This window comes from Pseudozobellia thermophila, from assembly GCF_900141855.1.
In the GTDB taxonomy this organism is placed as follows: Bacteria; Bacteroidota; Bacteroidia; order Flavobacteriales; family Flavobacteriaceae; genus Pseudozobellia; species Pseudozobellia thermophila.
Window position 1 is genome coordinate 1 of the sequence record NZ_FQYU01000002.1, and the last position, 13704, is coordinate 13704.

Annotated in this window: 11 protein-coding genes; 1 reads left to right on the plus strand and 10 read right to left on the minus strand. The window is 36.9% G+C overall.

What is annotated here, in order from left to right:
• Positions 1–274 (plus strand): integrase core domain-containing protein (locus BUB37_RS05280; protein WP_139278069.1); only part of this gene is annotated, 274 nt, incomplete at its 5' end.
• A gap of 476 nt (positions 275–750) precedes the next feature.
• Here BUB37_RS05280 and BUB37_RS05285 read toward each other — a convergent pair.
• The 10 genes from BUB37_RS05285 to BUB37_RS05330 form a co-directional block, all read right to left on the minus strand.
• Positions 751–3135 (minus strand): alpha/beta hydrolase family protein, encoded by a 2385-nt coding sequence (locus BUB37_RS05285; RefSeq protein WP_072989900.1) that lies wholly within the window; start codon positions 3133–3135, stop codon positions 751–753.
• 11 nt (positions 3136–3146) lie between these two features.
• Positions 3147–5741 (minus strand): hypothetical protein, encoded by a 2595-nt coding sequence (locus BUB37_RS05290; protein ID WP_072989902.1) that lies wholly within the window; start codon positions 5739–5741, stop codon positions 3147–3149.
• A gap of 777 nt (positions 5742–6518) precedes the next feature.
• The gene (locus tag BUB37_RS05295) at positions 6519–7016 is read right to left on the minus strand and encodes a GNAT family N-acetyltransferase (RefSeq protein ID WP_072989903.1); all 498 of its coding nucleotides are present in this window, start codon (positions 7014–7016) and stop codon (positions 6519–6521) included.
• Positions 7013–7303: a type II toxin-antitoxin system TacA family antitoxin gene (locus BUB37_RS05300; RefSeq protein WP_072989904.1), complete on the minus strand. Its 291-nt coding sequence runs from the start codon at positions 7301–7303 to the stop codon at positions 7013–7015. Before BUB37_RS05300 ends, BUB37_RS05295 begins: the two co-directional genes overlap by 4 nt.
• Before the next feature lie 496 nt (positions 7304–7799).
• Entirely contained in the window at positions 7800–8759 is a 960-nt protein-coding gene (locus BUB37_RS05305) for a TIGR03571 family LLM class oxidoreductase (protein WP_072989905.1), read from the minus strand.
• A 57-nt stretch (positions 8760–8816) separates the two neighbouring features.
• Entirely contained in the window at positions 8817–9758 is a 942-nt protein-coding gene (locus tag BUB37_RS05310; protein ID WP_317616546.1) for an aldo/keto reductase, read from the minus strand.
• A 7-nt stretch (positions 9759–9765) separates the two neighbouring features.
• A complete protein-coding gene (locus BUB37_RS05315; RefSeq protein ID WP_072992513.1) occupies positions 9766–10974 on the minus strand; it encodes an MFS transporter in 1209 nt (402 codons plus the stop codon).
• A gap of 19 nt (positions 10975–10993) precedes the next feature.
• Positions 10994–11932 carry a cyclase family protein gene (locus tag BUB37_RS05320; protein ID WP_072989906.1) on the minus strand — a complete coding sequence of 313 codons (939 nt, stop codon included), beginning with the start codon at positions 11930–11932 and terminating at the stop codon, positions 10994–10996.
• A gap of 134 nt (positions 11933–12066) precedes the next feature.
• On the minus strand, positions 12067–13164 hold the full coding sequence (locus BUB37_RS05325; protein WP_094766562.1) for an L-dopachrome tautomerase-related protein: 1098 nt from the start codon (positions 13162–13164) through the stop codon (positions 12067–12069).
• A 33-nt stretch (positions 13165–13197) separates the two neighbouring features.
• Positions 13198–13680, minus strand: coding sequence for a cupin domain-containing protein (locus BUB37_RS05330; protein ID WP_094766563.1), 483 nt, complete (start codon positions 13678–13680; stop codon positions 13198–13200).
• Between the last annotated feature and the right edge of the window lie 24 nt (positions 13681–13704).

Below are 13704 nucleotides of genomic sequence, written 5' to 3' on the forward strand. Positions count from 1 at the left end.
AGGGAGCCAGTTCACCTCCGATGAATTCTCAAGTACCGTATTGGGCAAAGAGATCAAACTTTCCATGGACGGTAAGGGAAGGGCAACGGACAATGCCTTCATAGAGCGCTTATGGAGAAGCGTGAAGTACGAGAAGATATACCTGAACCCACCAAGTGACGGACTAGACCTGTTCCTGCTATTGGTAGAATACTTTGAATATTACAACAAGGAAAGAAGACATGAATCAATCGATTATGATAGACCAATGGACATATTTAAAAAAGCAGCATAAATTAACCTGGATTTGTAGAAAACCTGTCCTACTAATTGGGGGATGAACATTAAGACTGCTTTGAACTCTTTGAAACATTGAGGAGGTCAACAAACCTAAATACCAGCCCTCTAGAATATGGCCGCTCCCCTCGCCTATTGTTTAGCTAAAATTCTCTTAGGCCATTTACCTCATAGTAAATAGGAGATTTTGGTTACTTGGGCATGAGTTGTAATTCAAAATGATAATTTGCGTCTGCTTTATAGTAATGTTTTATTTGATTCTGAGCATTAATGTAAGCTTCTTCTGCATTGAGACCTTTTATTATAAATGTGTATTTATTGAGCAAGCCTGATCAGCTTGCTTTAGTGCTCCAGCTATATATGCTTTATTCATTGTTACTAGTTTTAGTATTTATCTAGCAATGTTATTTACCTGAACTTCTTCTCTAAGATTGATATTAGATTAATTAAAGTTTCCATTACTGAAATAACTGATTAGATTCTTGTAAATCTTCCATCGTCCCTATAATCGACACCTTCAACAGTCCAGTCTTGAAGGACTTTTTTAATTACAGATATATAATACGATGTTTTAAAATTATGCCATGGAACGTCATATCTGTAGGTTGGATCTATTATCCATATTAAATGCCTTTCAGGCCATATTAACAAAATATCAGGGATGCTGTTGCCTACTTTTTTTAAGCCAACCAATCTTCCTCCCGAAAAATTTATGACATCATCTTGAATTATTCCGCTAGGTAAATCTTCTCTATTGCCAAAAAAATTAGTTGCAATCATTCCTCCGCGGATAGCTTCTTCTCTGTTACTTGTGAAACCTGCAAATAAATGACTATACCACTCACCTAACTTCTGCCTATTCTTAGTTTTGGCTATAATCCTTCTAGTGCGCCCTGAAACCAATTTTGCCTCTTCTTTAAATGTTTCTATATTATAAGACTCTTGAAACTCTCTGTTTACGCCATTGACCAACTGCTCATCATCAGAAAAAAGTCTTTTTCTTTTTGAATCTGAAAGTAATCGTAAAGGATCTTGTTTAAGCCCGTCTATATAGTAAGAATGTGCTCTATAATAACGAGATACAAGTTTTCCTTCAATTGAACTATCCTCATTCATAACATGATGTAAGAAATTATATATATATGCGTCTGAAATATTCAAATCATTTGTATTGTTTAAGTCAATAGTAAAGGCTATTTCCCCGCTATTATAATCCGAATCATATTCATTCTTATAATGATTCAAAATTCCCGGTAATCTATTTAAAATAGTATTAAAATTAACATTTCTTATCATGAAAACCTTTTGACTTCGTTTTTGAAAATCTCTGTTGGATTGACTTCCTAGAGGATATGTTAATGGTGGTTTAAAATATGTGTTAGTTCCATTTTCAAAAGGAACGAGGTAATAATAGTCTTTTAATAATATACTCACTAAAAGCTCCCTCCATTGATACCTTAATGTCGAATATCTTGAAGAATTTTGATTGATTTTATAATTATCATAATTGGAATTCGGATCTTTTTGTTCGTTAAAAATTTCAAGTATTAATTCATCGGATTTATTACGTATACTCCTCGGATTTGCATTTTCTTTTAAGACCTCAAGTCCAATGTTTGTTAAATGTCCTTTGTAAGTCATATATCTGTTTCCAGGTCTTTGACTCAATTGCCTACTAAGACTAAGAAAAATCTCTTTGAGATAATTCTTTTGATAATCATTTAAATCATCATTAGGGTTAGATGATAAAACTCTATTTCTAAGATTTATTAAATTCGCATATCTAGCTGTACCAGGCCTCGGTTTATAGCGTAAAAATTCCAAAGAATAATTATTCCAAAGAGCGATAATGTAATATACGATCCTATCTGGCTGAAAAAAGGAAACTATCCCTAGTGCAATTAGAGCTCTAGGGTCTAGGGGGGCTCGACGTGGACTTCTCGCCTTTGTAATCGCTTCATTAAAAGCTATTTTTCTATCTTCAAATATTCGTGTTTTAATACTATCACGCTGGCCTAAACCATCTAAAGGAATACTTATGTGTTCAATACTATTAATTAACCTAACTGCCCTATTTAGGTTTCGGTTAATGTAAACTGATTTTCTTTCATTTTGCGAACTATCATGTGATATAAATTCATCAAAAATTAACTTTTTATGTGCATCAATTGGGCCTAAATTTTGATTAAACTTAAATATCCATAAATTTCCTACTACATATTTTACAGGAGATTCCACCCATCTTCTAGCAAGATCAGGAACAGGATCATTATAAACTAAATAATGTGCATTTCCGTCTTTTTGTTGTTTTAATTTAATGTCATCAATATTAAATCCATATCTAAGCAATAATATTGACTCCAGATACGAGGCTATCATAGGGGACTGGAAGGTAATTATGTTTTTTACAAATATCCAATTTCTCAAATACGTATACTGTGCATAACAACCCCCTAAGCTATATCCTATTACTATTATCTTACGGCTATATGTTTCACTAATTTCTTGTATAATTTTGCTTATTCTAAACTCGAACTCAATATATTTATCTAGACCTGTACTAACTAAATTTAAATCTGTTTTTATATCAGTTAGTTGCTCTAGTCCAGTTCCGTGAAATGCTAGGACAGGATGAACATTATCCCTATTATCAGCGTTTGGAAGATACACCGCCAATTGTATTTTATTTAAGTCTATACCTACGGTAAATTCCGATTGGTTGGTATCACGCCAATAAAAGGAAGCAACATCTTTTACAAAGTCATAAGGCCATTTTGCCATCATTTCATAATAATGATGTCTTTCTTCTAACATTGCCTTTAATGCCCACCTTTGTGACCTATGTTCCGTTAGAATCATGTGATAGCTAATTAAACAGGGTTCCAGTCCCAGCTTCCCTCTGGGCTTTCTTCCCATTCTGGCAAACTATCATCCTGCTTAAGTTTTATCAAACTTGTTGGCAGTCGCACTTCCCAAGGCTCTCCTTCGGGTATTGGTTCTTTATCAGTAACACCTGATTTCTCTTTGATTTCGGTAATAATAGAGACATACAATGGATCATTGATTTCAGGTGTCCCTTTACCGTTCCAGGGTTCACCAGTTTCCAGATAATGAGCAACTGCTTCTTCAAATTTTAAACGAACAGGTAACACAAGACGAGCCACACTAGCTTGTAGAAACTGCTGATATTCATAATTAGTGTCGTCAGTTTTAAATTTATCCTCCCATTTATCGTAATCAGACCAAAAATACGGGTATAATGCATATTGCATCTGCGACCATTCAAAGGCATTTTCAAAAAATCGAATATGGTCACCGTGTATTTTGGCCTTTTGCCTATCAATTTTTGGTGGCTTCTCTTTTGTGCCAGAAGTTACGGGGCTTTCTGCCATAAAATTTGGACCTTTTTCAAAATTATTGGTAAAAATCGATATCGCATGTTTTTTTAATTCTGTTAACATGACTTGCTTTTGCTTACTTGGAGGGACACCATAATTATTCTTTTCAAAATTATCTTGTGCTTTTCTGTCCGCATTGAATTGGGCCAACTTGCTTTCATATTCCATAAGACGGTCTTGGTAGGCAGTTTGTATAAAATCGTATGTTTCAAGTTGCCATTCTTTTATCAGTTCGTCAGATGGTTTACAGGTAATGTGAAAAGTGATAGTATGATTTCCTGAATCTTGAGAAAAATAGCTCATCTTGAATTTGTTATTATCTTCTAATGAACGCTTCAATAATGATCGATTGTCTTCCTCTAAATTAATGTTTCCGGTATAAGAATATAGATGCCTAGAACCACGATCACCACCAATTTTTAATGCAAAATGATGGTCTTTTAAAGTATACTTTTCATCTTTTTCACTTCCGAAATTTAGAAAAAATTCTAATTCTTCGATATCAGTATTATCCGATAAAGCCGATATGTTCATGTCAATTTCTGTAGGATTATACTTTTTTGGAATATCAATTTCGAATACCGAAGGTGGGTAAAAATACCACCCAGCTTCATCTATTCCACCTTCATGTTCATTTACAAATTCTCTAACGCTGCTGCCACTTTCAGATGCTTCTGCCTCTGGTCTCTCAACTGAAAATGTAACTATTTTTTCTGACGGCGGTGGTTTAACCCCTGTAGCACCATACTTTTTAACAAATTGCGCATAATAGTTGTTGGAACGGCCTCTGAAGGTTATTGGATTGCGAGTTGCCGGATTGACTCCCTGTCTATCCTCCCTCTCTTCATAATCTATATCAAATGGGCTTATATTAAATTTTGGTGGGGCCACCAAGCCATGGTTTGAAATTTCTGAATCATTAACGTTCAAATGATGTAAATAGGAAGCAGGCTCTGGAATCATTAAGTCGAACATTTGTCGTTGACCGTAATTAAATACCTGTGCTTTATAAATCTTATCTACAAATTGATAGATTCCACTAATTTGTTTCGGTTCGATAGGCGGAGAACCTTCGACAGCTACATTAGTAAATGAGTGTAAATCTTTGGTTTCATTTTCTTTAATAATCTTTGTAACACGTTCTGTTCGCACGCGCTCATTCACTTTTTCTAATGAGCGATCCATGATGTCCTTAGCATATTCTGAAGAAGTATTTACCTCATTTGTTTCGGAAACCTGCGAACTAAACGCAAGATTATTGCTAAAGTTAACTACAGGCCCCCATTTACCCGAAATTGATAAATCAGCACTGAATTTTTGATCTTCTTGAATCGTATTTGCTGTTTCCCTATTCATTTCAAAACGTTCGGCAGTTTCAGACTCCTTTTCGGTTTGGACACTTTTTTCATTTTCATACAATAATGTCTCCTCAAATCTATCAAGATGTCGATGTTCGCGCGATCGCGTCTCACCTATCATAACGTTTTCTATGTGGGCAATTTCGGTTTCTTCATACCGTAAAAGATGTTGTTTTACTACCAAGAGATCTGCAACACCAACATTTTTTATAAATGGTGTGTCAGTGCTTTCTAATCCCAAAACTTTACTCAATTTTTTTGCTCTTAATTTATCATTCTCCTTTGCTTTTAATAGAATTTGATATGCCAAATACAGATTAAGATTATCCATCGAGAGGTTTCTGAAATCATCATAATGGGAGAAATAAATGAGTTCGGATAATAATTCTAAATCAGAAACATAATCATCTAATCCAACATCAGTTCCTGCTGAACTCATAAAAGCACTATACAACTGTTCTACTGTTGTTTCTTCGTATTCGATTCCAGTATCCAATTCAGATTTCATTTCTCTGCCATAGTTCAACCCGGAATTCAAATCTTTTAGGCCGCCTAGAAATTTTTTAGCGATTGAAATTTTTTCTGACTTACTTTTTAATCTAGCTGATGCAATTTTATCCGTCTCTATGAGCGGATAAGCCTTCAGAATGTTCGAGGGTTTCAGTTCTACAAATCGAAATACGTCATTTAAAGAAGACTGATTTTTCATAATTGGTGCATTTAGTAAATGAAAGATGATTACCTATTTAAATATTGAGGACATGAATATTTAAACACACTATCCAATAAGTTATATCAATTACTCTTATGGTAATGTTTTGATGTATAAATAGTAAGAAATTATGTGTAAGTTGTAAGAAATACCAATCCACACAAATTGCCTTCCCTCCTGCCGTCAGTCAGTTAATAAGTGTTCCATTACCTTTTTAGAAGAAACTTTTTAGAAGAAAAATTTATAGAAAGTGTAGTGCCAAATACTTTGCTTTACCCAAGCAAAGTGTCATAATGCGCGACATTATAGTACAAACATAGTAAATTGGCGGATAGACCATTTTAGGTCTATTTTACATAGTTGCAGATATCGGCCTTTAGGACTATATCCTCGCCAGCGCACCATCTCGCCGAAAAAAGCGATCACCCACTGGGTAATCACTTTTTATCGCGCTGGAATGTTCATTGCATCAGCCAATCGCTCGTCCCGATTTTACATCGGGATTACCATCGCTTGCCAACGCCATTTAAAAGCTAACCTTTTAGATTGATTTAAAATTCTCGTATTCGAGGAAATGTGTGCCAGATTTTTTTCTAAAGCATTATTCGCGAGATTTTTATTGATTTTTATAGGTGCTTATGAATGCTACGCATTTCTCGTCAGCTTGCCGCACGGCAGTATTTTGGAAGGTCTGGTAGACCTTTTAAAATATGCGCGAGACACAGCGCTGGCATCTGCGAGATAATTCCTAAGCACTTGCTATCATACATATTTTTAAAATAGTTGCTGAACAGTCTTCATAGGTAAAAACATTTTACCACTGTCAGGAAGCTTTATGAAACCATATTTTGAGTAAAAGTTTTCTGCGTCTTCATCGATTGGATCTACAATCACGGCAAATGACCCAATCTCTTTTGAAATCAAATAACTCCTTTTAAGTGCTTCAATTAGAAGTAGTTTCCCAAGACCGTTTCCCTTGAACTTCTTGCCAACTGCCAACCTTCCTAATAAAGTTGTTGGAATTGAAGTGTATGACCTAGGAAGCTTTTTTTTAAAGCTTTCGGGAACATGTTCAAGAGGAATCCCATTATTTGACAAGGTATAATATCCTTGTACTATTTTATCTTCCCCAACAAAAACAAAGCAAGCCGATAATTTTCTTTTGACATCTTGGCTTGCTTGTTTCTGAATATAATTGTCGAGCATTTCTTTTCCGCAAGAAAACTCCTTTTTAATATGAGAACTATCTAAGGCTTCTGTTAGGAAACTCATTTTGAAACTGATTCATTGTAGTGTTTGGCAGCTTCAATTAAACTTTCATTAGGTTTACCCGCATTAACAATAGCATCAAAGAAAATTTCGCTATCTTTTTCACTTTCAATAACTTTTTCCCAATCGCTAACAATTAATTTTGCTTTTTCTTGAGTAGCAGATATAACAAAATCAGTCAGACTGCGAAAGCCTCCTAAACTAGCAGCCCTCTCAAAAAACGCTTTTTGCTTCTTAGGGAGTCTCGTATCGAATCGGGCTTTCTCTTCGTTAGTCGCTTTTGTTTTCATGATTATTTTTTTTAAATGTACGTAGATTTTCCGTACTATACAAATGATTGTACGAATCTTTTCCGTACAAAATATAGCGGCTATTATATAAAACCTATTACCGTATTCTAATAGTATTCATTCTCTTTTCTATTTTTCTTGATACGGCAAAGTATACTTTGAGCGAGATGATGCGGCTGCGAAACACGGCCGAACGTAAATAAAATGTACCCAAAGTACATTTTTAGCGAAGGAGCCAGCAGGCGCGATGGCGCTCAGTCGCTAGATTTTAGGATCCATTGTAACTCTTAAGCCCCCTACTCTATCTATTTTGTGCATAATTTAATGTACTGCTTGAGAGGCAGCCGCATCATCTCGCCGCTAAAATAATTCCTCCACTGGAGCAATCATTTTATCACGTGTTTTGCCAAACCGACGAAGGAGGTTCATGAATACCTTTAAGAAATAATAAGTAAGCTATGAACTAAAATTCTCTTAAGCCCTTTTGAATTTGATATTAAAACTCGGGTAATACCACCTCCTTAATTTTGGCAATAGCTTCACTTACGGGAGTTTCGGATTTTCTGAGATTGATAGCCATATGGTTGACACCTACGTTTTCATATGCTTTTAAGTATTCGGTAAGATGGTTGATGCCCACGGTGCCACCAAAACGTTGTGGTTTAAAAGTCGCATTGTCGTCTTTGGACAGGTTTAAATGTATAGCCGTGATATAAGGCTTTGCGGCTTGGTCTTCATCGTACAAAGCATTACACCAGTATTTTCTGTTTTCCAAGGTTTCTGCTACCGGTCTTGGGTAATTGAACCAAGCTTGTGCGTTTTTGGCGATCCAATTAATACTTTGTCCGGAATGACCGGCTACGACTAGCGGAATGTCTTTTTTCGGTTTAGGATAGACTTCAATACCGCTGCTTAAAAAATCATACTTGGATTTTAAATCGCTATTGGTTTTCCAAGCTTCTTTAATGATGTCAAGGTTATTTCTAAAGATTTCAGGTCTTTTTTTATAATCGATATTGTACATTGGGAACTCCACAGGTCTATCGCCCAAACCTAAGCCTAATAAAAGTCTACCATCACTTAAATTTTCTATGGTCGCAGCGGCTTTTGCCAATTTTATAGGCTGTTGCAATGGCAATACTATGGCTGCCGTACCTAACAAAACGTTTTTGGTAGCTGCCGATAAATAGCCCAAGTAGGGCAAGGTATCGAACAATTGAGCGCCATCGCCAAAATTAGGGTCGTACACAGGAACATCTCGCATCCATAAAGCTGCGAAGCCGGCATCGTCAATTTGTTGTGCCAATGCTAAATGGTTGGAAATGTCTGGCACGCCAAAAGGTCTGTTGTCTTCCAAGCGTTTGCGATTGCCCTCTGATGACCAATCGTTATCTAAGGGGAACTCCATACCAAGTGTCATTTTACCTGGTTGGTATAGTTTATCAAATGGTTTCATGGTGTGTTTTTATTAAATTCATCAGGTATCCGTTAAGACACCTGATGAACAATGTGATTAAGCATTCCAGATACTATCTGCTGTGTATGGTCCGTTGTCAACTTCCCAAAATTTACCATCTATAAAGCGGTGTTCCTGGTCTAAATCCTTCAGCATCGCCATATCTTCTTCGGTAAGCGTATGGTTTAACGTCTCTAGGTTCTGAAGTAATCTAGCCTCATTTATAGATTTAGGAATTACCGCAATGCCTCGTTGCATCGTATACGCCAATGCTACTTGTGCAGGCGACATATGTCTTGCCTCGGCAATGGTTTTTATGGTGTCATTTTCCAACAAACGTAGCGTGCTATTTTCATCTACAAGCGAACCTAAAGGTGCGTAAGCGGTGAGCAGGATATCGTTTTGTACACAGAAGGATTGTAATGCTTCTTGCTGTAAAAACGGATGTATTTCAACCTGATTCATCTCTGGTTGATGTACTGCAGTCGCCATTATTTCCTTAAGATGATTTTCATTGAAATTACTCACGCCAATATGTTTTGTAAGCCCTTCTTCCAGAGCCGCTTCCATCCCTTTCCAAGTATTGGTTAATGGCACTTCTGAAAGTGGAACAAAATCTGATGCTCTTTCGGGCATTTCCGTTCCCTTTTTAAGGGCGACAGGCCAATGAATAAGATACAGGTCTAGATAATTGAGTTGTAAATCTTCTAAAGTTTGATGCAGCGCAGGAATCACATTTTCCTCTCCGTGGGAAGCATTCCATAATTTTGAGGTAACCCATAAATCTTCACGTGTGACCAAACCTTGTTTTATGGCTTCGGCAATGGCCTTACCCACTTCTTTTTCGTTTCCGTAAGCCGCAGCACAATCGATATGTCTGTATCCCATTTTAATTGCGAAAAATACCGCATTGTACACTTCATTAGGTTCAGACCGGAACGTTCCTAAGCCTAAAATTGGCATTTCGTCGTTGTTTCTAAATTTTAATGTAGTCACCATTATATATTTATATTTTTTCTTTTTTGAATAAAACTAGGGTCAACAAGAATCCTACGATGACTAACAAACCTCCTACCCAAGGCGTCGCTTCAATACCTAAGCTCGATTCCACGACCATTCCGCCAACATAAGCACCAATAGCGATACCGACGTTAAAAGCTGCAATGTTTAAGGCAGATGCTACGTCTTCTGTTCCAGGCAGGTATTTTTCAGCCATTTTTACGACGTATAGTTGTAATGCCGGCACGTTTGAAAACGCTAGTATTCCCATAAAAAACAGGGTCACTATGGCAAAAAGCTGACTAGAAGCCGTGAAGTACAACACAAATAACACTAGGGCTTGTAAGGCGAACATGACCAATAAGGCTTTACCTGGTTTGTTGTTGGAGACCTTACCACCAATAATATTTCCTATGGCGATGGCGATACCATAAATTAGAAGGAATACACTGGTCATATCCGAAGAGAAACCGGTTACTTCTTCCAACAAAGGAGTTAAGTAGGTAAAGGTGACAAAGGTACCGCCATAACCAAATGCGGTAATGGCCAATACCAATAAAATAGACGGATTCTTAATCACTTTTAATTGGTCTATAAGGCGTAATGGAGCCGATTGTTTGATGTTTTTAGGCACCAAAGCTAAACTAGCTAATGCACCTATTAATCCTAAAAGGGCAACACCAATAAAAGTGGCTCTCCACCCAAAATTTTGACCGATGTATGTTCCTAAAGGCACACCAGTTACAATAGCTACCGTTAGACCCGCAAACATTATGGAAATGGCAGTTGCTCGCTTATCTTTTGGTACCAAACTAGCTGCAATGGTAGACCCGATAGAGAAAAATACACCGTGAGCAAAACCGGTTACCACTCTTGATAATAGCAACAACTCAAAACTTGGTGAGATAGCTGCCAATCCGTTACCAATAATGAAAAGCAACATAATGCCCATTAGTAATTGTTTTCTAGGGATTTTACCTGTTAAGGCAGTTAAAATGGGTGCACCAATGGCTACACCAATGGCGTACAGACTTACTAATAATCCTGCTGATGTTAATGATGTGCCTAGGTCACTTGCAACGGTAGATAATAAACCTACAATTACAAATTCCGTTGTTCCTATGGCAAATGCACTTATGGTCAATGCCCATAATGCGGCTGGTAGACTTTTCTTTTTTGTTACCGTAGTATCGCTATATATCGTTGATGTTTCCATAATTTCTAATCGTTTATTGTTATTTAATGGCAACCGGGTTTATTTGTACCTGTGTAGAGCCTTCATACAAAGGGTGGCCTAATACAAAAAGGAATTCCCAAGCTTTATCCTCAACCAATTCATCTACAAGAATGTTTTCCAAAACTTGTACACCGTATTCGGTTGCCATCATTTGGTTTACAGGAAAAGAAAGTGCGCTGTTTTCGTGTGGTACCGCTTCAAAAGACCAGTTGTCTGCACCTGCTGCTACAATTCCTTTTTTACCTAAGTAATGTGCAGCTTCCGTACCAATTCCAGGTCCGCCAGCTAGGTAACGTTTGTCATCTTTACCCATTAATTTGGTCCACCCCGTGTAAAACAGCACTACATCACCTTTACGGATTTCAATACCTTGTTTTTTGGCTACTTTTTCAATGTCTTCTACTGTAAAAACAGTGCCTTCTTTTACAATATCTTGATCGTAGTAAGAGCGCATATCCAATACAACACCTCTAGTTACAATCGGAGGTAATTTTTCTAGACCTAATTTTTTTACACCAGAAACGGTTAGAAAATCTTCAACTTTATGTCCGTTATAATGCACATTGTCTCTACCGTAATGTGCCAATCCGTTTATTTGAGACCCAACACCTGTCCAACCAATTAATTGGTCATCTACATAAGTAAATTTGTTAGAACCTGCAGCAGCAGTTTCTGGTTGTAAGGTTTCAATATGAAAGTATCTGTGACGGAAAGCTGCGGTTTGTGCGTTTACCACCATTCCTAGGCGATATACTTTTCCTTTTTTAACCAATTTTACGGCATCCAAAACCGTTTCTTCATTCAAAAGGTTAAGTGCGCCAATTTCATCGTCTGCCCCATAAGGTGACGTTGGTACTTGTTGTGCGTTTGTAGCTACAGCAGTAAAAAGTGTAGCTGCCAATGTCATTTTTTTTAATGTATTTACTATTGTTTTCATTTTAATATGTTTTTAAATTTCTGATACAAATTTCCGTTTAACGTAAGGGGTGTGCGAGGATGTACATCACCATTTTAAAGTGATGTATGTCACATTTAATACTGCTCATACATCACCCATTTTTTTAGAGATACTTACTCTTCAATCTTCATTTTCAACACCAAGTAAGGCGGTTTACTGGCATCTTTTCCTTCATTCAATAAAGGAAGGTTATGAAGCTGGTTTGCTACGATGTACAAGTAGTTTCCGTATATGGCAACACCATCGGGCCAAGACAGGTCCTTTTTAGACTGTGCAATGGTTTTCATTCCAGCAGGCGTACTTTCAACAATGGCTGAATTTTCAACATCCGTTACATACACTTTACCGTTTGCACCGACTTTAAATCCGTCAGATTTTGGTTTGTTGGCATAAAACTCGATGTACTTATTCAGGTCGCTATCTTGCTTACTTTCATCAGCTATAACAGCAGACGGAATGCGGTAAATTTTGGTGTTTCCCATTGCACCATAGTAGATGAAATTGTTTTCGTCATCTATGGAAATTGGGTTTAAAGGATATCTTGGCTGAATGGTAGTGCCGTCTTTTCTTTTGTGGGAAACCAATCTACCGTGAATTTTCACTGGTTCATCAGCAGACAAAAGTGAGGCATTCCCTTCCAGAACTCGTCTTATATAACCTGTTTCTAAGTTAATCACGACAAAAGCAGGTGCAATTGGCGGATTTAAAGCATCGGTCATATCGGCAATGACAGCGGTGTTGTTTTTTACATCGATTACAAAATCCTGTAAAAAAGGTTTTGATGACAATACCGTATTCGGAATAGGAAAAACCTTTGTGACCTTACCGGTTACCAAATCAAAACCAACCAATTTGGGAGCCTGATTTTGTTTCACATTACCCATATCCAACACCCAAAGTATTCCGTTAGCATCGGCTTGAATTCCGATGGTTGAATTGATACCTTTTATACTTCCGTTTTCTGGTTTTACAATCCATTCTTTATCACCAAATGGAATAGCTTCTCCATTAGGCAAAATTTCTTTCACCATATATTTTGAAGCACTTAAGGCGCTCATTGTTACAAATATTCTTCCGTCGTTAGAGACGGTTATATTCCCTGGTCTAGATTCTGGAAATGTTGCTATGGTTTCCAATTGTGCTTGTGCAAGCATTGTAAAATTCACTACAAGTGCGAACAAGACTGTTTTTATAATTGTTATAGTTTTCATTGTTATTGTTTATAAAAAGTAAATGTGATTTGATTAGTTACCTAAGAATTTCTTTTGGGTTGATGGGTCTACCCAGATTACATCGCTTGGGTCTCTGGCAATGGCATCAAAAACGAGCACGTCTAACGGACCTTCTAAAATTTTTCCGTTTCCATGTGCTGTGCCATTGCCCCAAAATAATAGGTCGCCTTTTCCCGCAACAACAGGACCTTTATCGGCTACATAAAATTCTGCTTTGCCATTTAAAATGTAGAGGTAGGCATCAGATTTGGAGTGGTAGTGCATAGGCACTTCGTCATACAACCTAAAGATTCTTACACCTGCGTGTTCACGGTCTATTAATCTGATGTCTTTGATAATACCGCTGTGGTTTTCTGGTAGTAACTTAACGTATTCGTCAATATTGATAATACCGTAAGAGTTACCCATTAAGGGTCTTTTGTCTTCTTGGGCATAGGCGTTAAAACCTATGGCAATTACCGTAAATAATAGAAAAAGTGTTCTTGTAGTTTTCATAGTACATTGTATTTAATTGTTCGA